Source organism: Bradyrhizobium sp. th-b2, assembly GCF_000426785.1.
GTDB lineage: Bacteria > Pseudomonadota > Alphaproteobacteria > Rhizobiales > Xanthobacteraceae > Bradyrhizobium > Bradyrhizobium septentrionale.
The window spans coordinates 22,723-47,328 of sequence record NZ_AUGA01000003.1; the positions used below are offsets into that span (position 1 = coordinate 22,723).

21 protein-coding genes are annotated in these 24,606 nt (G+C 65.3%); 18 read left to right on the forward strand and 3 right to left on the reverse strand.

The genetic code is table 11. The features are described from left to right. Positions 1 to 317 precede the first annotated feature (317 nt). The 8 genes from deoC to K359_RS0105330 all read left to right on the forward strand — a co-directional run bounded on the left by deoC (position 318) and on the right by K359_RS0105330 (position 9,682). Positions 318 to 1,235, forward strand: a complete 918-nt coding sequence (gene deoC / locus K359_RS0105295; protein WP_245284534.1) for a deoxyribose-phosphate aldolase — start codon at positions 318 to 320, stop codon at positions 1,233 to 1,235. 2 nt (positions 1,236 to 1,237) lie between these two features. Continuing rightward, positions 1,238 to 3,625 carry an aldehyde dehydrogenase family protein gene (locus K359_RS0105300; RefSeq protein ID WP_029078406.1) on the forward strand — a complete coding sequence of 796 codons (2,388 nt, stop codon included), beginning with the start codon at positions 1,238 to 1,240 and terminating at the stop codon, positions 3,623 to 3,625. Positions 3,626 to 3,707: 82 nt separating this feature from the next. After that, entirely contained in the window at positions 3,708 to 4,163 is a 456-nt protein-coding gene (locus tag K359_RS0105305) for an RbsD/FucU family protein (protein WP_029078407.1), read from the forward strand. A gap of 5 nt (positions 4,164 to 4,168) precedes the next feature. Next, positions 4,169 to 5,092, forward strand: coding sequence for a ribokinase (gene rbsK, locus K359_RS0105310; protein ID WP_029078408.1), 924 nt, complete (start codon positions 4,169 to 4,171; stop codon positions 5,090 to 5,092). A gap of 7 nt (positions 5,093 to 5,099) precedes the next feature. Beyond that, positions 5,100 to 5,975, forward strand: coding sequence for a carbohydrate ABC transporter permease (locus K359_RS0105315; RefSeq protein WP_029078409.1), 876 nt, complete (start codon positions 5,100 to 5,102; stop codon positions 5,973 to 5,975). Further along, positions 5,972 to 7,009 carry a carbohydrate ABC transporter permease gene (locus K359_RS0105320; RefSeq protein WP_029078410.1) on the forward strand — a complete coding sequence of 346 codons (1,038 nt, stop codon included), beginning with the start codon at positions 5,972 to 5,974 and terminating at the stop codon, positions 7,007 to 7,009. Before K359_RS0105315 ends, K359_RS0105320 begins: the two co-directional genes overlap by 4 nt. Positions 7,010 to 7,033: 24 nt before the next feature. Further along, positions 7,034 to 8,494 (forward strand): extracellular solute-binding protein, encoded by a 1,461-nt coding sequence (locus K359_RS0105325; protein ID WP_029078411.1) that lies wholly within the window; start codon positions 7,034 to 7,036, stop codon positions 8,492 to 8,494. A gap of 93 nt (positions 8,495 to 8,587) precedes the next feature. Next, the gene (locus tag K359_RS0105330) at positions 8,588 to 9,682 is read left to right on the forward strand and encodes an ABC transporter ATP-binding protein (RefSeq protein ID WP_029078412.1); all 1,095 of its coding nucleotides are present in this window, start codon (positions 8,588 to 8,590) and stop codon (positions 9,680 to 9,682) included. A gap of 55 nt (positions 9,683 to 9,737) precedes the next feature. Here K359_RS0105330 and K359_RS0105335 read toward each other — a convergent pair whose 3' ends face one another. Genes K359_RS0105335 through K359_RS0105345 form a run of 3 tightly spaced genes read right to left on the reverse strand, consistent with a single transcriptional unit; the run spans position 9,738 to position 12,924 of the window. After that, complete coding sequence (locus K359_RS0105335) at positions 9,738 to 10,766, reverse strand: class II aldolase/adducin family protein (protein WP_029078413.1); 1,029 nt, start codon at positions 10,764 to 10,766, stop codon at positions 9,738 to 9,740. Positions 10,767 to 10,777: 11 nt separating this feature from the next. Beyond that, positions 10,778 to 11,647 carry a TIGR01459 family HAD-type hydrolase gene (locus tag K359_RS0105340; RefSeq protein ID WP_029078414.1) on the reverse strand — a complete coding sequence of 290 codons (870 nt, stop codon included), beginning with the start codon at positions 11,645 to 11,647 and terminating at the stop codon, positions 10,778 to 10,780. Beyond that, positions 11,644 to 12,924: an FGGY-family carbohydrate kinase gene (locus K359_RS0105345; RefSeq protein ID WP_029078415.1), complete on the reverse strand. Its 1,281-nt coding sequence runs from the start codon at positions 12,922 to 12,924 to the stop codon at positions 11,644 to 11,646. Before K359_RS0105345 ends, K359_RS0105340 begins: the two co-directional genes overlap by 4 nt. Before the next feature lie 135 nt (positions 12,925 to 13,059). On the opposite strand from K359_RS0105345, the gene K359_RS0105350 reads away from it, so the two are divergent. The 10 genes from K359_RS0105350 to K359_RS0105395 all read left to right on the forward strand — a co-directional run bounded on the left by K359_RS0105350 (position 13,060) and on the right by K359_RS0105395 (position 24,565). Next, complete coding sequence (locus K359_RS0105350; RefSeq protein WP_029078416.1) at positions 13,060 to 14,076, forward strand: sugar-binding transcriptional regulator; 1,017 nt, start codon at positions 13,060 to 13,062, stop codon at positions 14,074 to 14,076. Positions 14,077 to 14,102: 26 nt separating this feature from the next. Continuing rightward, on the forward strand, positions 14,103 to 15,542 hold the full coding sequence (locus K359_RS0105355; RefSeq protein ID WP_029078417.1) for an extracellular solute-binding protein: 1,440 nt from the start codon (positions 14,103 to 14,105) through the stop codon (positions 15,540 to 15,542). A gap of 120 nt (positions 15,543 to 15,662) precedes the next feature. Further along, the gene (locus K359_RS0105360; protein WP_156928395.1) at positions 15,663 to 16,592 is read left to right on the forward strand and encodes a carbohydrate ABC transporter permease; all 930 of its coding nucleotides are present in this window, start codon (positions 15,663 to 15,665) and stop codon (positions 16,590 to 16,592) included. Positions 16,593 to 16,606: 14 nt separating this feature from the next. Continuing rightward, entirely contained in the window at positions 16,607 to 17,464 is an 858-nt protein-coding gene (locus tag K359_RS0105365; protein WP_029078419.1) for a carbohydrate ABC transporter permease, read from the forward strand. 4 nt (positions 17,465 to 17,468) lie between these two features. Then, positions 17,469 to 18,572, forward strand: a complete 1,104-nt coding sequence (locus K359_RS0105370) for an ABC transporter ATP-binding protein (RefSeq protein WP_029078420.1) — start codon at positions 17,469 to 17,471, stop codon at positions 18,570 to 18,572. A gap of 12 nt (positions 18,573 to 18,584) precedes the next feature. Next, positions 18,585 to 19,700: an ABC transporter ATP-binding protein gene (locus K359_RS0105375; protein ID WP_371261128.1), complete on the forward strand. Its 1,116-nt coding sequence runs from the start codon at positions 18,585 to 18,587 to the stop codon at positions 19,698 to 19,700. Positions 19,701 to 19,702: 2 nt separating this feature from the next. Further along, positions 19,703 to 21,283: an FGGY-family carbohydrate kinase gene (locus tag K359_RS0105380; protein ID WP_029078422.1), complete on the forward strand. Its 1,581-nt coding sequence runs from the start codon at positions 19,703 to 19,705 to the stop codon at positions 21,281 to 21,283. Then, positions 21,276 to 22,316, forward strand: coding sequence for a 2-hydroxyacid dehydrogenase (locus K359_RS0105385; protein ID WP_029078423.1), 1,041 nt, complete (start codon positions 21,276 to 21,278; stop codon positions 22,314 to 22,316). The genes K359_RS0105380 and K359_RS0105385 overlap by 8 nt, the downstream gene beginning before the upstream one ends. An 18-nt stretch (positions 22,317 to 22,334) precedes the next feature. Then, positions 22,335 to 23,060 (forward strand): class II aldolase/adducin family protein, encoded by a 726-nt coding sequence (locus K359_RS0105390; RefSeq protein WP_029078424.1) that lies wholly within the window; start codon positions 22,335 to 22,337, stop codon positions 23,058 to 23,060. After that, the gene (locus K359_RS0105395; protein WP_029078425.1) at positions 23,057 to 24,565 is read left to right on the forward strand and encodes a glycerol-3-phosphate dehydrogenase; all 1,509 of its coding nucleotides are present in this window, start codon (positions 23,057 to 23,059) and stop codon (positions 24,563 to 24,565) included. The genes K359_RS0105390 and K359_RS0105395 overlap by 4 nt, the downstream gene beginning before the upstream one ends. Positions 24,566 to 24,606: the final 41 nt, after the last annotated feature.

Sequence of the window (24,606 nt, forward strand, 5' to 3'; positions counted from 1 at the left end):
AATGATCTTACAATGATGTGAGTTTAGCAACGACAATATGTTACAATAATAACATCAAGGGCTGGCGGCCAATCCGCGGTCTGACGATGTCATGCATCGGCGGGCTGCGGCTCCGGCGGGCAAGGTCTGGGAGGATCCCATGTTGCAATGGACACATTCAGTCTATCTGCCGATCTGCTCGATTCGCTAGAACCGCCGGCGTTGCGATGGTGCAGAGCGTGCGCATTCCAAATCCTTCCGCCGTGCCGGTACAGCCCGGTGCGCAGGGCGACGGCGATCTCCATCCGGTCGCGCGCAACAGCGGCCGTCCGCTCGAGATGGATTGGGTCGACGAGACCAGGATCAATCTGTCTGCCGCCGAGCGGCGCGTGGCGAGCTTGCCGGGTCGGCGTACTGTCAAGAAGGACGCGCAGGCCGCTTGGCTGCTCAAGGCGATCACCTGCATCGATCTGACGACGCTCAATGGCGACGACACGTCGGAGCGGGTGAAGCGACTCTGTGCCAAGGCGAAGGCGCCGGTCCGCAGCGACCTGCTCGAGGCGCTCGGCTTTGCCGGGCGCGATCTGCACGCCGGCGCGATCTGCGTCTATCACCGTTTCGTCGCCACGGCGGTCGAGGCGCTCGACGGATCCGGCATCCCTGTCGCCGCGGTGTCGACCGGATTTCCGGCTGGCCTTGTGCCGCACGACATTAAGCTCAAGGAAATCGAGGCGTCGGTCCGCGACGGCGCGCAGGAGATCGACATCGTCATCACCCGCGAGCATGTGCTGACCGGCGATTGGCGTGCGCTTTATACGGAGGTCAGGGATTTTCGCGCGGCGTGCGGCGAGGCGCATCTGAAGACGATCCTGGCCACCGGCGACCTCAAGACATTGCGCAACGTCGCCAAGGCTTCGATGGTTTGCATGATGGCCGGCGCGGACTTCATCAAGACCTCCACCGGCAAGGAAGGCGTCAATGCGACGCTGCCCGTGACGCTCGCAATGCTGCGGATGATCCGCCTTTACCAGGAGCGCACCGGCTACAGGATCGGCTTCAAGCCGGCCGGGGGAATCTCGACCGCCAAGGACGTGCTCAACTATCAATTCCTGATGAAGGAGGAATTGGGCCGCGACTGGCTCGAGCCGGATCTGTTCCGCATCGGAGCCTCCAGCCTGCTCGCCGACATCGAGCGCCAGCTCGAGCATCACGTCACCGGCCGCTACTCGGCCTTCAACCGTCATCCCGTGGGCTGAGCATGAGCGTCGCACAATACTACGAGACCATGGACTATGGTCCCGCGCCCGAGGCCGACGGCGAGGCGCGCGCCTGGCTGAAGCGCCACGACGCGACTTTCGGACATTACATCGGCGGCAAATTTGTCGCGCCTCAATCCGGCAAGCATCTGACGACGATCGAGCCGGCCACCGGCAAGACATTGGCGAAGATCGCGCAGGGTGCTTCTGCCGATGTCGAGGCTGCGGTCGGCGCCGCGCGGTCAGCGCAACCACTTTGGGCCAAGCTCGGCGGCCACGGCCGCGCCCGCCATCTCTATGCACTGGCGCGCATGCTGCAGCGTCACGCGCGGTTGTTCGCGGTGCTGGAGGCGATCGACAACGGCAAGCCGATCCGGGAAACCCGCGATCTCGACGTGCCGCTTGCCGCGCGCCATTTCCTGTATCACGCCGGCTGGGCCCAGCTGCAGGAGCGCGAGTTCGCCGATCAGGTGCCGATCGGTGTGATCGGGCAGATCATTCCCTGGAATTTCCCGCTGCTGATGCTGGCGTGGAAGATCGCGCCTGCGCTGGCCGCAGGCAATACGGTGGTGCTCAAGCCCGCGGAATTTACGTCGCTCACGGCCCTACTGTTCGCCGAGCTTGCGGCTGCGGCCGGTCTGTCACCGGGCGTGCTGAACGTCGTGACCGGTGATGGCGCGACGGGTGCGTTGCTTGTCGAAAATCCGGGTGTTGACAAGATCGCATTCACAGGATCGACCGAGGTCGGCCGGCTGATCCGCCAATCCACCGCAGGCACCGGGAAGTCGCTGACGCTCGAGCTCGGTGGCAAATCGCCCTTCATCGTCTTCGATGACGCCGACATCGACGGCGCGGTCGAGGGGGTGGTCGATGCGATCTGGTTCAACCAGGGGCAGGTCTGCTGCGCCGGTTCGCGGCTCTTGCTGCAGGAAGGTATCGCAGAGACGTTTCGCCGACGGCTGATCCGGCGCATGGAGACGCTTCGCGTCGGCCCGCCGCTCGACAAGTCGATCGACATGGGGGCGGTGGTCGCGCCCGTGCAGCTCGAACGGATCAGGTCGCTGGTCGAGACCGGGGTGAAGGAGGGCGCCGAGAAATATCAAGCGCCGGGCGCGCTGCCGGCGGAGGGCTGCTTCTATCCGCCGACCCTGCTCTGGAATGTGCATCCCGCTTCGACGGTGGCGATCGAGGAGATTTTTGGGCCGGTGCTGGTGGCGATGACATTCCGCACGCCCGACGAGGCGGTGATGCTCGCCAACAACACGCGCTACGGGCTTGCCGCAAGCGTATGGAGCGAGACGATCGGGCTGGCGCTGGATATCGCGCCGAAGCTTTTGGCCGGCGTGGTCTGGATCAACGCGACCAATTTGTTCGATGCCAGCGTCGGCTTTGGCGGTTACCGCGAGTCAGGCTTTGGCCGCGAGGGCGGCCGTGAAGGCATGTACGAATATCTGAAGCCGAAGGCATGGAGCGGGCGCAAGGCGCGCGCGAAGGCGTTGCCGCCGCCGGCGCCTGCCGCCGATGGTGGCGGGTTTGGCGTGCCGGCGATCGACCGCACGGCAAAACTGTTCGTCGGCGGCAAGCAGGTGCGTCCCGACGGCAATTATTCGCGTGCGGTGCTTTCGCCGAAGGGCAGGCATCTCGGCGAGGCCGGCGAGGGCAACCGCAAGGACATCCGCAATGCCGTGGCTGCGGCGCGCGCCGCCGAAGCCTGGGCGAGGGCGACCGCGCATAATCGCGCCCAGATCCTCTATTACCTTGCCGAGAATCTCTCCGCGCGCAGCGACGAATTCGCCAGGCGCATCGCCGACATGACGGGCATATCGGCCGCCAAGGCGCGTACCGAGGTCAACACGAGCATCGAGCGGCTGTTCAGCTATGGCGCCTGGGCCGACAAATTCGAAGGAACTGTCCACGCGCCGCCATTGCGCGGCGTGGCGCTCGCGATGCATGAGCCGATCGGAGTTGTTGGCGTGGCCTGTCCGGACGAGGCACCGCTGCTCGGTTTCATCAGTTTGGTGGCGCCGTTGATCGCATTGGGCAATCGCGTCGTCGTCGTGCCGAGCGAGCGGCATCCGCTCGCCGCGACCGATTTCTACCAGGTCCTGGAGACGTCGGACGTACCGGCGGGCGTCGTCAATATCGTCACGGGTGATCGCGACGGTCTCGTGAAGGTCCTCGCCGAGCACGACGATGTCGACGCGCTCTGGGCGTTCGGATCGCAGGAGGCTTCGGCGGCGGTGGAACGGCTGTCGGTCGGCAATCTCAAGCGCACGCTGGTCGATCACGGTCTGTTGCTCAATTGGTACGACAAGGCTGCGTGTGAAGGCCCGATCCTGCTGCGCCACGCCGTGCAGGTGAAGAACATCTGGATCCCCTATGGTGACTAGAGTCACCAGATCACTGTAACGACAACAGCGATCCGGACCGTCAGCGTTCGGACGATTTCGAGGATCAAGGAGGGAAGGCAACATGCTGAAGGGCATCGATCCACTGCTCAATGCCGATGTGCTCCATGCATTGCGCGCGATGGGGCATGGCGACCGTCTGGTCGTTTGCGATACCAACTTTCCGGCCGATTCCATCGCGCGCCAGACGGTATTCGGCCGGCTGCTGCGTATCGACAATGTCAGCACCGCGAGGGCGATCGAGGCTATTCTCTCCGTCATGCCGCTTGATACCTTTGTCGACGATGCAGCCACCCGGATGGAGATCGTCGGCCAGCCGCAGGAGGTGCCGCCGGTGCAGCGCGAGGTGCAGACCGCGATCGATCGCGCAGAAGGGCGGTCCTGGCCGCTGGTCGGCGTCGAGCGCCATGCCTTCTACGAGAAAGCCAAGTCCGCCTATTGCGTGATCGCGACCGGCGAGCGCCGCTTCTATGGCTGCTTCCTGTTCAGCAAGGGCGTGATCGCGCCGGACGGAGAATGATCACCATGAGCAGGAATGGCGTCGCCGTCCTTGGCGTGTTCGTCGTCGATCTCGCGTTCCGCGCGGGCAATATGCCGGCGATCGGCGAGACGATCGCCGGGTCAGGATTTGCGATGGGACCCGGCGGCAAGGGCTCCAATCAGGCGGTCGCGGCCGCGCGTGCGGGCGCTGCCGTGACCTTCATCTCCAGGATCGGCAGCGACGCTTTCGGCGAACTTGCGATCAAGACCTGGGAGGCCGAGGGAATCCGGCCGCGTGTGGCCAGGACTGCGGAAGCGCCGACCGGCGCGGCGTTCATCTATGTCCACGAGACGCGCGGCGATAACGCGATCATCGTGGTGCCGGGTGCTGCGGGCGGTATCAGCCCGGCTGATATCGACGCGGTGGCGGGTGCCATTCGCGACAGCCGCGTGTTCGTGACGCAACTCGAGCAGCCGGTCGACGCGGCGTTCAGGGGGCTTGAGATTGCGCGCGCGGCCGGCAGCATCACGGTGTTCAATCCGGCGCCGGCGATCAAGTTCGACAGCAGCCTGTTTGCGCTGTGCGACTATGTCGTCCCCAACGAGACCGAGGCTGAAGCGTTGACCGGGATCGCGGTGGGCGATCTCGACGGCGCTCGCCGCGCTGGCGACGCGCTGCTGGCCAAGGGGGCGGGGACCGCGCTGATCACGCTCGGCGAGCGTGGCGCGCTGTTCCATGCGCGGGACCGCTCGTTGCACGTGCCGCCCTTCGCAGCCGGCAAGGTGGTCGAGACCACCGGCGCGGGCGACGCCTTCGTCGGCGGCTTCGCGGCGGCGCTCGCGGATGGCGTCGATCCGCTGGAGGCTGCGCGCTTCGGATCGGCCACGGCGGGAATCTCGGTGACGCGACCGGGGACGGCGCCGGCGATGCCGCGGCGTACGGAGATCGAAGCGCTGCTGAAGGGCTGATCCTCCGATGATGCGGAATGATCCGATCAAGCACGTCTTCATCTGGCCGGCGGTGCTCGTCGTGCTGGCGATCTCGATCTTTCCGCTGATCTATTCGCTGACCACCAGCTTCCTCAGCTACCGCCTGATTCCGCCGATCCCGCCGCGGGTGGTTTGGCTCGGTAATTATGCGACGCTGCTGCAGGAGCCGCGGTTCTGGAATGCGATCTTCACCACGACGCTGATCGCCTTCATCGCCGTCGGGCTGCAATATGTAATCGGATTTGGCGTGGCGCTCGCGCTCAATGCGCGCGTGCCAGGCGAACGGCTGTTTCGCGTCGCGTTGCTGCTGCCGATGCTGCTCGCGCCGGTCGCGGTCGCACTGGTCGCGCGCATGATCTTCAACCCGACCATGGGACCGCTCAATCAGCTCTTGGGCAAGTTCGGCCTGGTCAATTTGCCGTTCCTCACCAATGGACACTGGGCGCTGGCCTGCATCATCGCGGTCGAGGTCTGGCAGTGGACGCCCTTTATCATCCTGATGATGCTGGCCGGCCTGCAGACGCTGCCGGAGGACGTCTACGAGGCCGCCGAGCTCGAGAACGCCAGCGCCTGGCAGCAGTTTTGGGGCATCACCTTTCCGATGCTGCTGCCGATCTCGGCGGCGGTGGTCTTCATTCGCCTGATCGAGAGCTACAAGATCATGGACACCGTGTTCGTGATGACGGGCGGCGGACCTGGCGTCGATACCGAGACCCTGACCCTGTTCGCCTATCAGGAGGGCTTCAAGAAGTTCAATCTCGGCTACACGTCGGCACTCAGCTTCCTGTTCTTGATCGCCATCACGATCATCGGCGTCACTTATCTGGCGCTGCTCCGGCCGCATCTGGAGAAGCGCCGATGAGCGGGCAGGGCCTGACCGGACTGTCGCCTTGGAGCCGCCGGCTGGTCGCCGCGGGTGTTCTCGCCTGGTGCCTGATCACCGTGTTTCCGCTCTACTGGGTGGTCGTGACCGCGTTCAAGACACCGCCCGGCGTGGTCGGCGGCCCGACCTATCTGCCATTCATCGACTTCACGCCGACCTTGCAGCCCTTCATCGACCTCTATCAGGGCATCCGCGGCGAGTTCTTCCGGACCTTCCTGAACTCGACCATCGTGGGCCTCTCGGCAGCCGCGATCGCCACCGCGATCGGCGCGATGGCCGCCTATGCGCTGGTGCGGTTCGAATTCAGGGTCCGGCTCGGTGCAGGCCTTGCCTTCTTCCTGCTCGCACTTGGCGGTTACCTCGTCTTCAACAACAATTTTGGATTCACCCGACCGCAGGCGCTGCTGCTCGCATTCCCGATCGCGCTGGCCGTTGCGATCATTGCCAACCGCCTGCCGCTGCCTGGGCCGATTCTCGGTAACGAGGACATTCTGTTCTGGTTCGTCAGCCAGCGCATGTTCCCGCCGATCGTCACCGCATTTGCGCTCTATCTGCTCTACAGCGAGATCGGCCGGCTCGGCTTCCAGCTGATCGACAGCTATATCGGCCTGACGCTGTGTTACGTCGCCTTCTCGCTTCCGATCGTGGTCTGGCTGATGCGCGACTTCTTCGAGGCTGTTCCGATCGAGGTTGAGGAAGCAGCGATGGTCGACAACGTGCCGAGCTGGCGCATCTTCATCGGCATCGTGGTGCCGATGTCGATGAACGGGTTGCTCGCGACGTTCATGATCACGCTGGCCTTTGTCTGGAACGAGTTCCTGTTCGCGCTGTTCCTGACCAATTCGCGATGGCAGACGCTTCCGATCCTCGTGGCGGGGCAGAATAGCCAGCGCGGCGACGAATGGTGGGCGATCTCGGCGGCGGCGCTCGTCGCCATCGTTCCGATGATGATCATGGCAGGTTTGCTCAGCCGGATGATGCGGTCGGGCCTGCTGCTCGGAGCTATCAAGTAAGAAAACCTAGGGAGGACAAAAATAATGTTGCGACGAACGTTCCTGATGCTTGCCACTTCGCTGGCGACAGTTTGCGGCGTGGGCGAGGCGAGCGCTGCCTGCAGCCCGGACTATACCGGCGTCACCCTGACGGTGGCGTCGCAGACCGGCCCCTATATCGCGTCCGCGCTCAAGCTCGGCGCCGACGAATGGGCGAAGAAGACCTGCGGCAAGGTCAACGTCGTCGAGTTTCCGTGGTCGGAGCTCTATCCGAAGATCGCGACCTCGCTCACGGCATCGGACGCGACATTCGATCTCGTCAGCTTCGCGCCGGCCTGGCTGCCGGACTTCGTGCCCTATCTCAGCGAGATGCCGAAGGAGATGCAGTCCGGCAAGGACTGGGATGACATCGAGCCGGCCTACCGCGAGCGCCTGATGGTGTGGGAAGGCAAGATATATTCGCAGTCGATGGACGGCGACGTCCACACCTACACCTACCGCACCGATCTGTTCGGCGATCCCAAGGAGAAGGAGGCGTTCAAGGCCAAATACGGCTATGACCTCGCGCCGCCAAAGACCTGGAAACAGTATCTCGACATCGCCGAGTTCTTCCAGCGCCCGGACAAGGGATTGTGGGGAACGGCGGAGGCATTCCGCCGCGGTGGCCAGCAGTTCTGGTTCTTCTTCAGCCATGCTGCGGCTTACACCAACAATCCGAACTATCCGGGCGCGATGTTCTTCGATCCCGAGACGATGGATGCGCAGATCAACAATCCGGGCTGGGTGAAGGGACTGGAGGAATACATCCGCGCCTCCAAGCTCGGCCCGCCCAACGCGCTGAACTTCTCGTTCGGCGAGGTGAACGCGGCGGTGGCCGGCGGTCAGGTGGCCGAGTCGATCGGCTGGGGCGACACCGGCGTCATCGCCGCCGATCCCAAGCAATCGAAGATCTCGGGCAAGGTCGGCTCGGCGATGCTGCCCGGTTCGGACGAGATCTGGAACGCCAAGACCAAGACCTGGGACAAGTTCCCGAGTGTTGTGCCGGGCCCGTTCATGGCGTTCGGCGGCTGGCAGATCGCGGTGCCGAAGGCCGGCAAGAACCAGCAGGCGGCCTGGGACTTCGTCAAGACGCTGACCAGCCCCGACGTGTCCGGCCAGGCGGCGATCACCGGCGGCAGCGGCGTCAATCCCTATCGCAAGTCGCACACCGCCAATCTCCAGCTCTGGAGCAAGATCTTCTCGCCTGAGGAGGCCAAGGAATACCTCGGCGCGCAGTCCGACTCCATCAACGCCAAGAATGTCGCGCTCGACATGCGTCTGCCGGGCTACTTCTCCTACACCGAGGTCGTGGAGATCGAACTCGGCAAGGCGCTGGCAGGCCAGACCACGCCGAAGGCCGCGCTCGACGCGATCGCGAAGGAATGGAACCGGCTGACCGACGAGTTCGGCCGTGCCAAGCAGCTCGCCGCCTATCGCGCGGCGATGGGCCTGCCGCCCAGGAACTAGCAAGAACTAGCATGCCATTGAGATGGTCCCGGATGACGCGCGATCGTCATCCGGGGCTCAATGATCTCCGGCAAGAGACGGAAACAGGACTTTATGGCTCACGTCGAGATCGAGAACGTCAGCAAGGCATACGGGCCCTACAAGATCATCGAAGGGCTTGATCTCAACGTCGCCGACAAGGAGTTTGTCGTGCTTGTCGGTCCGTCCGGCTGCGGCAAGACGACAACCTTGCGGATGATCGCGGGACTTGAGACCGTCACCAGCGGCACCATCCGCATCGGAAACCGCGACGTCACCCAGTTGCGCCCGGGGTTGCGCAATTGCGCCATGGTGTTTCAGAACTACGCGCTCTATCCGCATATGACCGTCGGCGAGAATATCACCTATGGCATGAAGGTGCGGGGCGAACCACGCGCCGGCATCGAGAAGGCGGTCAAGGATGTGGCGCGGGTACTCGACCTCGAGCAGTATCTTGACCGGCGTCCCAAGCAGCTCTCGGGCGGCCAACGCCAGCGCGTGGCGATCGGCCGCGCCATCGTGCGCAGCCCCGATGTCTTTCTGTTCGACGAGCCGCTGTCGAATCTCGATGCCAAACTCCGTATCGAGATGCGGACCGAGATCAAGGCGCTGCATCGCCGGCTCGCCAAGACCATCGTCTATGTGACGCATGACCAGGTCGAAGCCATGACGATGGCCGATCGTGTCGTCGTGATGAACCGCGGCCGGATCGAGCAGGCGGCCGACCCGATCACGCTGTACGAGCAGCCGAGCAATCTCTTTGTGGCGGGCTTTATCGGCGCACCCAGCATGAATTTCATCCATGGCGAGATCGTCGCGCGCGACGGTGCGCTGCTCTTCACCGCGCCGTCGGGAGCAGCGCTGAGATTGCCGAAATCACGCGAGGCTGCCTATGCGGGGAGCATCGGGAAGCCGGTCGTGCTTGGCGTGCGGCCGGACCACGTCCTCCCGCAGGGCGCTCCAGCCGGCAGCACGATCCGCATGATCGTGAAGGATGTCGAGCCGTTGGGGCCGCACACGCTGGTGATTGGCGCGGTCAGCGACTTTCCATTCACCGCGCAAGTGCCGGTCGGTACCACCGCAGAGCCGGATCGGCCCTTCGACGTAGGAGTAGATCTCGAGCGCGTGCATCTGTTCGACAAATCGTCGGGAAAGATCATTCCGACGTAAGGCGGACATCGGCGCTTCGAAGATTGAGGGCCTTGATCGTTCGGTCCTGGTCGGATCAGCGATCGGCAGTCAGCTGTTGGCGATATCGCTCGGCATCCCAATTCAGCAACGCATGCTCACTCTCTGCCGCTAGATAGTTGACGCGTGCAGTCAGGGGGACGCGGCAGGTGACCAGTGCAAGACAGCTCAGCATGGCTTCCGCGCCGTCGCTGGCGTCCTCGCGGATCAGGCTGCCGACGTCGGGGACGAGAAGGGCAACCGGCGGCGGCAGCCCGTCCGCAATGGTCCGCGCGATCATGACGTTCAGCTTCTCGCGATGCTCCAGGACCGGCAGTCCCGGGCCAAGGAAGACGACGTGATCAGGATAAAGCGAGCCGCTGGTTGCGATCGCGCGGCTGTAGCGGTCGGTGGCAATGTTGTGGCAGCGCGGATCCCGCGGCAGGCGATAGTTTGTGCCTGCGCAGATCGTTCGGAGCGCATCGTGATCCGCGGTTGGCGCGCCGCGCGGCTCCAGCATGAGGCGCTTCTCGACGTCGGCCACCATGGCCTCCGCCGCATTGCCGGTGGCTGCGCCAACCACCAGGCCGTGATTGCCGAGGACCAGGACGTCGACCGCATCCTGTGCAATCGCCTCACTGACCGCGCGTGCGAGCGGCAGTCCCGGGTGGTGATAGTCGAGGTAACGCCAGGCCAATCCGTCCAGTCGCCGGGCAAATTCGTCGCGGGCGTCGGTTCGCACCGCCCATGCGATGGTGTTGATCGAATGCACGTGCAGCACGACCTGGTGCGGCATCAGCGCATGCAGCGAGGTCTCGATCGAGGCGCGCAGCGTCGTCCCGGCGTTCGGAGCGAGCGGGACGCGTTCGTCGCCTTGCGCCAGCGCCGTGCGCGCGGCCGACAATGCGACCGGTACGAAAATGTCCCTGTCCTCGGCATCGGCGAGCCAGGTGCCCGACGCCTTCACCCACAGCACGTCGCCATCCTTGACCGACGAATTGCCGCCGGCACCCTGAACCAGCAGGATATTGCTGCCGACGCGAGCCGACATCTGGCGCAATTCGTTCAGTATTTGAGGCTGTCGCATCGGGGCTGTTCTCACCAGATCAGATGGTCCATCGTCCAGTGCGGCATCCGTGCCGCCGTGCCGGCTGCGATCCTGATCGCTTGCGGCAGATTGCTTGCCTGCGCCAGCGTCGCCCGGTGGGCGCCGGAGCCGATCAACAGGGTCAGCATGCCGGCGGCACGTCCACCGGCGATGTCGTGATCGAGCGAATCGCCGATAACCAGGATCCGGTCCGGCGGTGGATGTCCCAATTGGTCGCGCGCGGCGGCAAACATCGGTGGATACGGCTTGCCCACGAACAGCACGGTACCCTCGAGTGATTGGTAGAATGCGGCAAGCGCGCCAGGTGCCGGGATCAGCCCGGCGGCGCCGAACATCACGAGGTCGGGATTGGCGCACAGCATTGGCAGTCGCCGCGCGGCAGCCGCCATCAGCAGCGCACGCCAGCGTTCGGGCTCGGCCGTATCATCATCGAGCCCGCCGAGCAGGATGAAATCAGCCTCGTACACAGTCGAAGCCATCGCGAGATCGATGCCTTCGACGATCGAGTGGTCTCCGTCGCGCGAGATCAGGAAGCAGGCGCGTCCAAGTCCTGCAAAGGGAGGCTGCTCGCGCGCATGCAGACCGCGCCAGGTGACCTCGCCCGAGGACAACACGCCGTCATAGGCCTCTGGCGGCAGGCCGAGCGCCGCGAGCCGTCGCTGATTGCTGCTGGCGCGTTTGCCGGAATTGGAGAGGATCAGGATGCGCTTGCCGGCCTCACGCAGCCTTGCCACGCAATCCAGCGCCGCAGGGAACACCGCCAGCCCCTCGTGCAGCGTGCCCCATTGGTCGAGCAGCACGTGATCGAAGCGGTCGACGACCGCGTGAAGGCCGGCGATCGCGGTCGCATCGGCCGTCATGGCGGACCGCCATTCAGCGCCAGCAGGGCGGCGCCGTAGCTTGCTTCCGTCTGCTCGGCGACCGAGACAGGAACGCCAAGAATGCGGTGCCTGATCCTGGTCCATGCGTCGTTCTTCGCGCCGCCGCCGATCCCGATGACGCGGCGCAGGCGCGGTGCGCCGAGCCGCGCTAGCTGCCGATAGGCGAGGGCTTCCACCGAGGCAATGCCCTCGAGCAGGCCCTGAAAGAAGCGATGATCTTCCGCCGGGCGCGGCGTGATCCGTGCGGCCAGCGCAGGATCGGCGATCGGAAAGCGTTCGCCGGGCTTGGGGAGCGGATAGTAGTCGAGCCCGGTCGGCTCGTTGGGCGTCACCTGCGGTGTCAGCCGTTCCATCTCGTCGGCGGTGAAATGCGCCAGAAGCGCGGCGCCGCCGGAGTTCGAGGCACCGCCGGCGAGCCAGCGCTCGCCGAGCCGGTGCGAATAGACGCCCTGGTCGGCCGCGAAGATCGGCTGGGTCGCAAGCTGCTTCACCACCAGCGTGGTGCCGAGCGAGGTGACGGCATCGCCCGGCTGGTCGGCCCGCGTCGCGATGAAGGCCGCAACGCCATCGGTGGTGCCCGCCGCGACCTGCGCTGTGGGGGGCAGCCCCAGCGACCGCGCGATCTGCGGATCCATCTCGGCGAATGGCGTGCCCGGCACCAGCACCTCGGGAAGCAGATCGTCGCGCGCGCCGAGCTGGTCAAGCCAGGGTGGCCAGGCGCGCGCGACCGGGTCGTAACCGAGCTTCAGCGCGTTGTTCTCGTCGCTGATGCCATGACAGCTGGCGAGCCGGCCTGCGATCCAGTCCGCCTGGTGTACGGCGTGGCGCGCATCGCCGATATAGCCGTGGGTCAGGAGATAGAGCAGCTTGGCGAGCGCGCTGCTCGCGCCATGCGCGCCGCTTTCGAGCGGTGCGATTGCCGCCACGCGCATCGCCTCACGTGTGGCGCGCGCGTCATTGTACATCAGACCCGGCGAGCAGGGGCGGCCGATCGCATCGACCAGCAATAGCGTGCCCGATGTGCCGTCGACGACGATGCGCGTGATGTCGCCGAGACCGACGGTCTCGCCAAGCTTGCGGATTGCCGCCACCGCGGCCTGCCACCAGAGCTCCGGTGTCTGGTCGATCGCGTTGCCGTCGACGCGCGGTACGGGCAGCGCGACTGAAGCGAAGCCGCGGATGCCGGCCTCAGTATCGATTGCACAGGCGCGGACGCCTCCGGTTCCGACATCAATGCCGAGATACAAACCTCCCATGCGACTTCACCGCTGTTTGGTGCGCGCGCTTCCAACATTGGTTGCGCTGCAGCACGTTTGGGGGATTGACGCCCCGTCCGGCCTCTGCAATTTTTTGCAGGACGTGAAGAAATTTGCAAGCGGACTTTTCCGGACATGGCTACACCGCCCGACAGGCTGCCGGTGATCGACGGCGAGGCGTCGCTCGCGACGCGGGCAGCGTGGCTGTATTTCGCGGCCGGGCTCACGCAGTCGGAGGTCGCAGACCGCCTCAACATCCAGAGCACCAAGGCGCACCGCCTGATCGCGCGCGCCAGCCGCGAGGGCATGATTCGCGTTTTCGTCGAGGGACCGGTCGCCGAATGCGTCGCGCTGGAGAACGATCTCACGCAGCGCTTTGGCCTCTCGTTCTGCCGCGTCGCCCCCGATCTCGGTGAGGGCGATCTGCCGCTGAAGGCGCTGGCGCTGGAGGGCGCGAGCTTTCTACGCCAGATCCTCGAGCGCGGCGACGACAAGGTGATCGGCGTCGGCCATGGCCGCACGCTCGCCGCCGTGGTCGAGCAGATGCCGCAAACGCCGGCGCGCGACGCGCAATTCGTGTCGCTGCTCGGCGGGCTGACGCGAAAATTTGCCGCCAATCCGTTCGACGTGATTCACAAGCTCGCCGAGCGCACCGGCGCGGAAGCCTATCTGTTGCCGGTGCCGGTGTTCGCCAATTCGGTCGCCGACCGCGCCGTGCTGATGCAGCAATTCGGCATTGCCGACGTGTTCGCGCTGGCGCGCAAGGCCTCGCTGCTGTTCGTCGGCATCGGCCAGATCAGCCGCGACGGCTTTCTGGTCTCGAGCGGCATGATCAAGCCCGACGAACTCGTCGAGCTGAAGCGTGTCGGCGCCTGCGCCGATCTGCTCGGACACTTCTTCAGCGCCGACGGAACCGTGCTGGACACCGATCTCTCGGCCCGCGCCACCTCCATGAGCATGCCCGATCTCACGAAGCACCGGATCGTCGCCATCGGCGGCGGGCCGGCCAAGGTGACCGCGCTGCGCGGGGTGCTGCGCAGCGGCGTTCTGCACGGCCTCATCATCGACGAAGCGACTGCAAAAGCGCTCGCCACCGACAAGCCGGAGACCACATCCGGCAAGGCAAGAAGCAAGACCCGGAAGGACACATAACAAGCGTCAACAAGGAGAGGAAATACATGTTCGATCGCGAGAAGAATCTGTTCGACTCCTACGCTGCCAAACGCATCAGCCGCCGCGATCTCCTCGACGGCGCCGCCAAGCTCGGCATCGCGGGCATCGCTGCAAACGCCACCTTCGCCTCCTCGGTGTCGAAGGCGATGGCCGCGGACTTCAACTGGAAGGCTCAGAGCGGCAAGAGCGTCAAGCTGCTGCTGAACAAGCACCCTTACGTCGACGCGATGATCGGCGACATCGAGGCGTTCAAGTCGCTGACCGGCATGAATGTCACCTACGACATCTTCCCGGAGGACGTCTATTTCGACAAGGTGACGGCGGCACTGTCGTCGAAGTCGGACCAGTACGATGCCTTCATGACCGGCGCCTACATGACCTGGACCTACGGTCCGGCGGGCTGGATCGAGGACCTCAATAGCTACATCAAGGATCCCGCCAAGACCAACCCGGCCTTCGCCTGGGACGACGTGCTGCCGGGCCTGCGCGCCTCCACGGCGTGGGATGGCGTTGCCGGCTCCGAACTCGGCTCGGGCAAGGCCAAGCAGTGGTGCATCCCCTGGGGCTATGAGCTCAACAACATCACCTACAACCGCAACATCTTCGACAAGGTCGGCGTCAAGCCGCCGAAGAACCTCGACGAGATGCTGGAGGTCGCGGCCAAGATCACCAAGGACGCCGGCGGGCCCTACGGCGTCGGTGTGCGCGGCTCACGCTCCTGGGCGAGCATCCATCCTGGATTCCTGTCGGCCTATTCGAACTTCGGCCAGAAGGATTTTGTGATGGAGGGCGGCAAGCTGAAGGCCGCGATGAACACCAAGGCCTCGAAGGACTTCCACGACAAATGGGTCAAGATGATCCAGACCTCGGGTCCGAAGAACTGGTCGACCTACACCTGGTACCAGGTTGGCACCGACGTCGGCGCCGGCGCCTCCGGCATGATCTTCGATGCCGATATCCTCGGCTACTTCATGAATGGCGGCGACAACAAGGAGAAGGGGCATCTCGGCTACGCGCCGTTTGCCGCCAATCCGGCCGCCAAGGCGCCAACCCCGAACGTCTGGATCTGGTCGCTCGCGATGTCGACCTTTTCCAAGCAGAAGGACGCGGCGTGGCTGTTCATGCAGTGGGCCGCCTCCGTCGAGCACGACCTGTTCGGTGCGCGCAAGATGGACTTCGTCAATCCGGTCCGCGCCTCGGTGTGGAAGGACAGCGAGTTCCGCGATCGCATCGCGAAATCCTATCCCGGCTACCTCGAGCAGCACGACGTCTCCGCGCCCGGCGCCAAGATCTACTTCACGGCGCAGCCGCTGTTCTTCGACCTGACGACCGAGTGGGCCGCCTCGCTGCAGAAGATGGTGGCGAAGGAGGTCAGCGTCGACGAGGGGCTGGACAAGCTCGCCGACAGCATCAACCGGCAGCTCAAGCAGGCCGGTCTCGGCTGACGGATCAACTGCGTGGTGCCTGATCCTCCTCTGCACCACGCCCTTCCGCCGGCTCGGAGACTAGCCCCATTCCGAGCCGGCGGCGTTGCCAGCCGAAGGCGATCTCGTATCATCATGAGCATGGTCCAACTTCTTCAAACGAACGCGCCGACGGCGCCGGCCAAGCCACGGCCGCGCGGCCGCCTGCTGCCATACCTGCTGAGCCTGCCGGCGCTGCTGATCTGCGTGGCGATCCTGGTTCCGTTCGTGACCGCGGCGATCTATTCGCTGCAGCGCTACCGGCTGAACCTGCCTTATCTGCGCGGTTTCATCGGCCTGGACAACTATATCGACTTTCTCTCCGACCCCGCGTTCTGGAATACGTTTCGCGTCTCGATCACCTACACCGCGTTGACGGTCGTGCTCGAGCTGCTGCTGGGCCTTGGCATTGCGCTGCTGCTGCGCCGGCCGACCCGCTTCCACAATGCGGTTTCGATCATGCTGTTGCTGCCGCTGATGACGGCGCCGGCGATCGCCGCGCTGATGTGGAAGCTGATGACCAATCCGAGCTTCGGCATCCTGTCCTATCTGGTCAGCCTGTTCGGCGTCACCGATTTCAAATGGGCCTCCGATCCGTCGACGGCGCTGTTCACGGTCGTGCTGGTCGACGTCTGGGTCTACACGCCCTTCATCATGATCCTGCTGCTGGCGGGGCTGCGCTCGCTGCCGCGGCAGCCGTTCGAGGCCGCCGCGCTCGACGGCGTGCCGGCGAGTTTTGTCTTCTTCCGCATCACGCTGCCGATGCTTGCGCCCTACATCATCACGGCGTCGCTATTCCGCCTGCTCGACTCGATCCAGCAGTTCGACATCATCTATGCGATGACGCAGGGCGGCCCCGGCGACCGGCTGATGGTGTTCCAGGTGCAGGCCTATCTGGAATTCTTCCAGTACACCAATGTCGGCAGATCAGCGGCGTTGTTGATGATCCTGTGGCTCATCACCAACATCCTTTCGAATATCTTCATCAAGAACTGGCTGCGGTTGCGCGCGCGTGCGCACGGCCACGCGTGACGGGGAGGGGCACGATGGAGCATTCCAGCCTTGCCGGTCGCGTCTTCCGCGGCGTGGCGCTCACGCTGATCCTGATCTTCTTCATGTTTCCGATCGTCTGGATCTTCCTGATGTCGTTCCAGAGCAACGACCAGATCCTGCGGATTCCGCCGCGGATCCTGTTCGAGCCGACGCTTGCGAATTACGAGGCGCTGATCTCCGGCCAGCTGCGCACCGTGGCCGGCAATCTGCAAATCTCGTTCATGCGCAATCTTTTCAACAGTGTCGTGCTGTCGAGCGCGGCGGTGCTGCTTGCGCTATTGCTCGGGGTGCCGGCAGCCTATGCCTTTGCGCGCTACAAGTTTCGCCTCGGCGAGACCATCGCCTTCACGCTGCTGTCGTTCCGCTTCGCGCCGCCGCTGCTCGTGCTGTTGCCGCTGTCGCTGTACTACCAGGAGCTCGGCCTCAACGACACCTATATCGGTATCGTCTGGGTCTATCAGTTAATCGCGCTGCCTTTGATCCTGTGGATCGTGCGCGGCTACTTCGAGGATATCAGTCCTGATATCGAGCATGCCTACCGGCTGGCCGGGCATTCCTGGAGCGAGGCCTTCATCAAGATCGCGGTGCCGCTGGCAGGCCCGGGGATCGCCGCGGCGGGGCTGCTGTCGTTCATCTTCTGCTGGAACAATTTCGTCTTCGCCCTGATCCTGGCCTCCGCCGACAAGCAGCCGGTAACGGTCGGCGCGCTCGCCTTCGTCACCGCATCCGGAATCCAGTACGGCCAGATCGCGGCGGCGATCGTGCTGTCGGTGACGCCGACCCTGTTGCTGGCGCTCTATGCGCAGCGCTATCTGGTCGAAGGTCTCTCGCTCGGCGCGGTGAAAGGCTGACCCGATGGCGCGTCTCGAGATCAATTCGGTGAGCAAGGCCTTCGGTGCGGCACGGCCCGCCGACGGACTGTCGCTGGCGGTCGAGCCCGGCGAGATCGTGGCGGTGTTCGGACCATCCGGCAGCGGCAAGACCGTGCTGCTGCGCATGATCGCGGGCATGTTCGAGCCTGACGACGGCGACATTCTGGTCGGCGGTCGCTCGATCGTCGGTGCCCCACCCGAGCGGCGCGGTATCGGCATGGCGTTCCAGAATTTTGCCCTGTTCCCGCACATGACCGCCCGCGACAATATCGCAAGCGGGCTGCGCGCCAGGGCCGGCGGCAGCGATGTCGCGGGCCGCGTTGCCGCGATCAGCAAGCTGCTCAAGATCGAGCACGTGCTCGGCCACACGCCGCGCGAATTGTCGAACGGACAAAAGCAGAGGACGGCGTTGGCGCGGGCGCTGATCGGCAATCCCGATGTGCTGCTGCTGGATGATCCCCTGCGCAACGTCGACGCCAAGCTGCGCTACGAGATGCGGCTCGAGCTGCCGAACCTGCTGCGGCGCGGAACCGCCGCGGTGCTCTACGTGACCCAGGACTACCGCGAGGCGATGGCGATCGCCGACCGCATCGCGGTGCTGGTCGACGGCCGGCTGGCGCAGGTCGCGACGCCCGCCGATATCTATGCCCAGCCCGCGTCGGTTGTGGTCGCCCGGCTGTTCGGCGACCCGACCATCAACCTCGCCGAGGTTTCACCGATCGCGGAGCACGGCTTGCTATCGGCCGCGGTCGCTGGCGCCAGGATGCGGCTCGGTGCTGCCGATGGCGTGGCACCCACCGGTCCGTGCTGGCTTGGCGTCCGGCCGGAGGATCTCGCGGTCTCACCCGTGTCCACGGACGACGCCATTCCGGCGCGCATTCTCGCGATCACGCCGATGCACGAGAAGGCGGTGCTGCTGCTGCGTCTCGCTGATGGAACCGAATGGCTGGCGGCGCTGCCGCCGGATGCGTCGAAAGGTGCGGCCGACGATACCGTCTTCGTCCGCTTCGCGCCCGATGCCGCGATGCTGTTCGATCGCGCGACCGGGCTCCGGATCGGGCCGTCGCCGCGGCTCAAGGCGGCATAGGAGCGGATGGCCATGGACATGCTCGAGCTTCAAGGCATCGACAAGGTCTACCGTAGCCGCGGCAAGCCACCGGTGCACGCGGTGCGGGCGCTCGACATGGCCGTCGAGAAGGGCGAGATCGTCGCGCTGCTGGGATCGTCGGGCTGCGGCAAGACCTCGACACTGCGCATGATCGCGGGGTTCGAGGACGTCTCCGCCGGATCGATCGCGCTCGGCGGGCGGCGGATCCACGAGCTGCCGCCGGCGCGGCGCAAGGTGGCGATGGCCTTCGAGGGTTATTCGCTTTATCCGCCGCTCACGGTCCGCGAGAACATCGCGTTCGCGCTGAAATCCGCTCAGCTGCCGCGCGGCGAGATGAAGCGTCGCGTCGACGAGATTGCCCGCCTGGTCGAAATCGAGGACATCCTCGACAGCTATCCGCGCGCGATCTCCGGCGGCCAGCAACAGCGCGTGTCGCTGGCGCGTGCGTTGGTGCGCGACGCCGATCTCTATCTGCTCGACGAGCCGATGGGGCAGCTCGAACCGCAGCTGCGTGCGGTGCTGCGCGGCCGGATCAAGAGCCTGCTTGCCGAGCGAGGCATGACCGCGATCTTCGTCACCCACGACCAGACCGAAGCGAGTGCGCTGGCCGACCGCATCGCGGTGATGGAAGGCGGCGTGCTGCAGCAGTTCGCCAGTGAGAAGAAATTGAAGGGCAGGCCCGCCAATTTGTTCGTCGCGAGCTTCATTGGCGAGCCGCCGATGAATCTGCTCGACGCCGAGGTGGCGCGGTCGGATGGCGGCTTCCGCCTCTCGGTCGGAACAGACATGAGTTTCGATATCAGCGGTGCCGGGCTCGACAGTGAGGCGGCGAAGGCGCTCACGAGCACGCGAGAGGTCCGGATCGGCATTCGTCCGCAGAAGATCGTGGTCGGGACCGGCGACGTCAGGGTCAAGGTCGTCTCCAACCAATGGCTCGGCGATCAGTCGCATGTCGCAGGCGATTGCGGTGGTCGCATGCTGATCGCGGTCACTCCGGGCCGCGTCGCCGCGCGGCCGGGCGACATTGTCTCCTTCGCGCTGGAGCCGCGTCACCTGCACATCTTTGGAAGCGACGGAACCTGCATTCGCCATGCGGAGGGGTCCTGACGATGACCGCTTCCGCAAGCCGCGATGTCATCATTGGCATTGATGCCGGCACCTCGCTGATCAAGGCGGTGGCGTTCACACTGGCCGGCGAGCAGCTTGCCGATGTTTCGCGGCCGAATGTGTACAGCAGTCCGGCCGGCGGTCATGTCGTGCAGGACATGGCGCGGACCTGGAGCGATACGGTTGCGGTCATTCGCGCTCTCGCGAGCGCCTTGCCGAACCTGTCGGCACGGATAGCGGCAATCGCGGTGACCGGGCAGGGCGACGGCACCTGGCTGATCGACGACGATGGCCGGCCGGTTGCGCCGGCGCTGCTGTGGCTGGACTCTCGCGCCGGGCGGCTGGTCGAGGAGATCCGCGGCAGCGATCGCAACGCGCCGTTGTACCGGCGTACGGGCTCTGGGCTCATTGCCTGCCAGCAGGGGCCGCAACTGGCGTGGCTTCAGGCGCACGCGCCCGACACGATTGCGAGGGCGACCACTGCCTTCCATTGCAAGGACTGGCTCTATTTCCTGCTCACCGGCGAGCGTGCAACCGATCCATCGGAAGCCACCTTCTCCTGCGGCGATTACCGCAAGCGCGGCTTTGATGCGGAGACGGCGCGGTTGATCGGTATCGCCGACCTGACCCGCCTGTTCCCGCAAGTCGTTGACGGTGCGGTCGCAACGCATCCGCTCACCGCGGCGGCCGCGATCGAGACCGGCCTGCCGGAAGGCGTGCCGGTCTGCCTTGGCTATGTCGACGTGATCTGCAACGCGCTCGGTGCGGGGCTCTACGATCCGTCGCCGGATGTCGGCTGCACCATCATCGGTTCGACCGGCATGCATATGCGGCTGGTCCGGAGCGCGGACGCGGTGACGCTGAACCGGGAGGCAACCGGCTACACCATGCCGTTCCCGGTGCCCGGTCACTATGCCCAGATGCAGTCGAACATGGCGGCGACGCTGAACATCGACTGGATGCTCGATCTCGCATGCGACATGCTGGCGGCGGAAGGCGTGACGCGCACGCGCGCCGAGCTGATCGGACGGCTCGACGATCAGGTGCTGCAGGCCAAGCCCGGCGAGGTGCTGTTCCATCCGTTCATCTCCGATGCCGGCGAGCGTGGTCCGTTCGTCTCGCATGAGGCCAGCGCGCAATTCTTCGGCCTGCGCTCGCGCCACCGCTATGGAGATTTGATGCGTGGCGTGATGGAAGGTTTGGCCTTCGCTGCGCGGGATTGCTATGCCGCGATGGGTTCGTTGCCGCGCGATGTCAGGATCACCGGTGGCGCGGCGAAGAGCCGCGCGCTTGGCGTGATCCTCGGCGCCGCACTGGATTGCGACGTCCGCATCTGCAGCCGCGGCGAGGCCGGCGCCGCGGGTGCGGCGATGATCGCCGCCGTTGCGATCGATGCCTATCCCGACATGCGCGCCTGCGCCCAGCAGTGGGTTGCGCCGCATCTCAGTCCCCCGCAATCGCCCGACGCTGCGCTGGCGAAGCGCTACGCCAGCATCTTCCCGACCTATCTCGATGCGAGGCTGGCGTCGCGACCGGTCTGGAAGCAACTCGCCGCGCTGCGCACCGGAGGCGATCATGTCTAAGCCCATCGCCATTGTCGGCGACCGCTTCATGCTGCCCTCGGTGTTTGCCGAGCACATCCGGACGGCCTGCGGCAATGGCGTCGATATCCGCACCCTGGAGCAGCCCTGGCCGGACGAGCCGATGGAGCACGGCTACGCCGGCTCGAAGCTCGATGGCCTGAAGGAGTTCATGGGACAGCCGGACGAGATCATGGCCTTTGTCGGCGATGCCGAGCTGCTCGTCACGCACCTGGCGCCGATCTCACGCTCGATGCTGGAACGGCTGCCGAAGCTGAAGTTCATCGCGGTGTCGCGGGGCGGTCCGGTCAACATCGATATGCAGGCGGCGCGCGACCACAATGTGCTGGTGGTCAACACACCCGGCCGCAATGCGAGCGCAGTGGCGGAGTTCACCATCGGCGCGATTCTTGCCGAGACGCGCCTGATCCGCAGTGGCCACGAGGCGCTGCGGGGCGGGGAATGGCGCGGCGATCTCTATCGCGCCGACCGCACCGGGCGCGAGCTCGGCGAGATGACGGTCGGCATTGTCGGTTATGGCGCGATCGGCAGCCGCGTGGTGAAGCTGCTGAAAGCCTTCGGCTGCAAGATCCTGGTCGCCGATCCCTATGTCCAGCTCAGCGCCCAGGACCGCAATGACGGCGTCGAGCATGTCGGGCTCGGCGAATTGCTCGGCCGCGCCGATATCATCACGCTGCACGCGCGGGTTACGCCGGAGACCACCCGCTTTATCGGGCGCGACGCGCTGGCGCGGCTCAAGCCCGGCGCGTTCCTGATCAACACCGCGCGCGGTCCGCTGGTCGATTACGAGGCGCTGCACGATGCGCTGGCATCGGGGCATCTCGGCGGCGCCACGCTCGACACCTTTGCGGTCGAGCCGGTCCCGGCAGACTGGCCGCTGCTGCAGCTTCCCAACGTCACGCTGACGCCGCACATCGCCGGAGCCTCCGTGCGTACCGTCACCGTGGCCGCCGAGCAGGCGGCCGAAGAGGTTCGCCGCTTCCTGGCCGGCGAACCGCCACTCCATCCGTGCTGAAGAGGAAAGGCAGTCCGTATGACCCGTGAGGAACGACAATTGCGCGAGGCGATCATTGCCAAGTGTCGATGGATGAATGCGTCGGGTCTCAACCAGGGGACATCTGGCAACATCTCCGCCCGCTACAAGGCCCGGATGCTGATCACGCCGTCGGCGACCCCCTATGATTCGATGAAGCCGGAGATGATCGCATCGATGCCGCTTGAAGGCGACTATGGCGGGTGGGAAGGGCCGCTGCAGCCGTCCACCGAATGGCGCTTCCATCTCGACATCACGCGCGCCCGGCCCGATGTCGGCGCCATCGTGCATACCCACTCGACCTACGCGACCGTGCTCGCGATCGCGCGTAAGCCGATCCCGGCCTGCCACTACATGATGGCGGCGTTCGGCGGCACCGATATCCGCTGTGCCGGCTATGCGCGCTACGGCACCAAGGAACTGTCCGATCATGCGATCGCCGCGCTTGAAGGACGCAATGGTTGCCTGCTCGCCAACCACGGCATGATCGCGCTCGGCGCCAATCTCGACAAGGCGATGTGGCTCGCGGTCGAGCTCGAAACCATCGCGCGGCAGTATTACCTCTCGCTCGCGCTCGAGTCGCGCGTGATCCTGACCGACGAGGAGATTGCCGACACCGCGAGGGGGTTCTCCACCTATGGCTTGCAGGCGCCAAAGCCGAAGGCCCGCGCGACGGCAAAGGCCGCGCCGCGCCCCGCCGAGAAGCGGCGTAGCAGCAGGCGATGACCGGGACTGCGCCGGTCGCCGGCGGGGATTACGGACTGGTCGATATCGCGGTGATTGGTGGCGGCATCAACGGCGCCGGCATCGCCCGCGACGCCGCCGGCCGCGGGCTGAAGGTCCTGCTCTGCGAGAAGGATGATTTTGCCGAGGGCACCTCGTCGCGCTCAGGCAAGCTGATCCATGGCGGGCTGCGCTATCTCGAATATTACGAGTTCCGCCTGGTCCGCGAGGCATTGATCGAGCGCGAGGTGCTGCTTGCCTCCGCGCCTCACATCATCTGGCCGATGCGCTTCGTGCTGCCGCATTCGCCGGAGCAGCGGCCGGCCTGGCTGGTCCGCACCGGGCTGTTGCTCTACGACCATCTCGGCGGCCGCAAGCAGCTGCCGGCGAGCCGCAGCCTGGATCTGTCGCGGGCCCCGGAAGGTGCGCCGCTGCAAGAGGAATTCCGCCAAGGCTTTGAATATTCCGACTGCTGGGTTGATGACGCCCGGCTGGTGATCCTCAATCTGATCGATGCGGCGCAGAACGGCGCCTGCATTCTGCCGCGCACGCGGGCGGTGCGCGCGCGCCGGGAAGGCGATGTCTGGCTGCTCGAGGTGCAGAGCGATGGCGGCACGACGCAGGTCGTACGATCCCGCGCGCTGGTCAACGCCGCCGGACCATGGGTTCAGGACGTCATCCAGGGCGTGGCGGGACTGAACTCCGCCCAGAGCGTGCGGCTGGTCAAGGGCAGCCACATCGTGGTGCCGAAATTCTGGAATGGGCCGCAGGCCTATCTGCTGCAAAACAGCGACCGCCGGGTGATCTTCGTCAACCCCTATGAGGGCGATCTGGCGCTGATCGGCACCACCGACATTCCCTATCAAGGCCGCGCCGAGGACGTCGCGATCGACCAGGACGAGACCGACTATCTGTTGCAGGTGCTGCGCCGCTACTTCCGGACGCCGCCGCAACCGGGCGAGATCGTGCACGCCTTCTCCGGAGTCCGGCCGCTCTATGACGACAATGCCGACAATCCGTCAGCCGTGACGCGCGACTATGTGTTCGAGGTTCACGGCGCCGAGGGCGCGCCGCCGCTGCTCTCGATCTTTGGCGGCAAGATCACGACCTACCGCCGGCTGGCGGAGCAGGCGCTGCAGCGGCTCGCGCCGTGGTTTCCCAGGATGTCGTCGGCCTGGACCGCGGATCGGCCCCTGCCGGGCGGCGACATCGGCGGCAGCTTTGATGATTTCTCGAATGGGCTGGCGCGCGACTATCCCGATCTGCCGCGGAAGCTCATTCAGCACTATGCGCGCCTCTATGGGACGCGCGCGCGTGAACTCCTGGGTTCGGCTCGCATCTCCAGCGATTTGGGCCGCCATTTCGGCGGTGACTTCTATGAACGCGAAGCGGTGTATCTTCGCGAGAAGGAGTGGGCCAGACGGTCCGCCGACTACCTGGATCGGCGAACCAAGCATGGCCTGCATTTGACGCCGGCGCAGCGGATGGCGTTTGAGAGTTCGATCTAGGAGGGGATGCGCAGCCGGCTTGAGCTTCGAAGGTCGGCAGG

Excerpts from the sequence above, each read along its gene's own strand:
- K359_RS0105390 (WP_029078424.1), top strand. The coding sequence starts at position 22,335 with ATGACCCGTGAGGAACGACAATTGCGCGAGGCGATCATTGCCAAGTGT.
- K359_RS0105395 (WP_029078425.1), top strand. The coding sequence starts at position 23,057 with ATGACCGGGACTGCGCCGGTCGCCGGCGGGGATTACGGACTGGTCGAT.
- K359_RS0105315 (WP_029078409.1), top strand. The coding sequence starts at position 5,100 with ATGATGCGGAATGATCCGATCAAGCACGTCTTCATCTGGCCGGCGGTG.
- K359_RS0105375 (WP_371261128.1), top strand. The coding sequence starts at position 18,585 with ATGGACATGCTCGAGCTTCAAGGCATCGACAAGGTCTACCGTAGCCGC.
- K359_RS0105350 (WP_029078416.1), top strand. The coding sequence starts at position 13,060 with ATGGCTACACCGCCCGACAGGCTGCCGGTGATCGACGGCGAGGCGTCG.
- K359_RS0105320 (WP_029078410.1), top strand. The coding sequence starts at position 5,972 with ATGAGCGGGCAGGGCCTGACCGGACTGTCGCCTTGGAGCCGCCGGCTG.
- K359_RS0105385 (WP_029078423.1), top strand. The coding sequence starts at position 21,276 with ATGTCTAAGCCCATCGCCATTGTCGGCGACCGCTTCATGCTGCCCTCG.
- K359_RS0105340 (WP_029078414.1), bottom strand. The coding sequence starts at position 11,647 with ATGACGGCCGATGCGACCGCGATCGCCGGCCTTCACGCGGTCGTCGAC.
- K359_RS0105300 (WP_029078406.1), top strand. The coding sequence starts at position 1,238 with ATGAGCGTCGCACAATACTACGAGACCATGGACTATGGTCCCGCGCCC.
- K359_RS0105335 (WP_029078413.1), bottom strand. The coding sequence starts at position 10,766 with ATGCGACAGCCTCAAATACTGAACGAATTGCGCCAGATGTCGGCTCGC.
- K359_RS0105365 (WP_029078419.1), top strand. The coding sequence starts at position 16,607 with ATGGAGCATTCCAGCCTTGCCGGTCGCGTCTTCCGCGGCGTGGCGCTC.
- K359_RS0105325 (WP_029078411.1), top strand. The coding sequence starts at position 7,034 with ATGTTGCGACGAACGTTCCTGATGCTTGCCACTTCGCTGGCGACAGTT.
- K359_RS0105355 (WP_029078417.1), top strand. The coding sequence starts at position 14,103 with ATGTTCGATCGCGAGAAGAATCTGTTCGACTCCTACGCTGCCAAACGC.
- K359_RS0105360 (WP_156928395.1), top strand. The coding sequence starts at position 15,663 with ATGGTCCAACTTCTTCAAACGAACGCGCCGACGGCGCCGGCCAAGCCA.
- K359_RS0105330 (WP_029078412.1), top strand. The coding sequence starts at position 8,588 with ATGGCTCACGTCGAGATCGAGAACGTCAGCAAGGCATACGGGCCCTAC.
- K359_RS0105370 (WP_029078420.1), top strand. The coding sequence starts at position 17,469 with ATGGCGCGTCTCGAGATCAATTCGGTGAGCAAGGCCTTCGGTGCGGCA.
- K359_RS0105345 (WP_029078415.1), bottom strand. The coding sequence starts at position 12,924 with ATGGGAGGTTTGTATCTCGGCATTGATGTCGGAACCGGAGGCGTCCGC.
- deoC (WP_245284534.1), top strand. The coding sequence starts at position 318 with ATGGATTGGGTCGACGAGACCAGGATCAATCTGTCTGCCGCCGAGCGG.
- K359_RS0105305 (WP_029078407.1), top strand. The coding sequence starts at position 3,708 with ATGCTGAAGGGCATCGATCCACTGCTCAATGCCGATGTGCTCCATGCA.
- K359_RS0105380 (WP_029078422.1), top strand. The coding sequence starts at position 19,703 with ATGACCGCTTCCGCAAGCCGCGATGTCATCATTGGCATTGATGCCGGC.
- rbsK (WP_029078408.1), top strand. The coding sequence starts at position 4,169 with ATGAGCAGGAATGGCGTCGCCGTCCTTGGCGTGTTCGTCGTCGATCTC.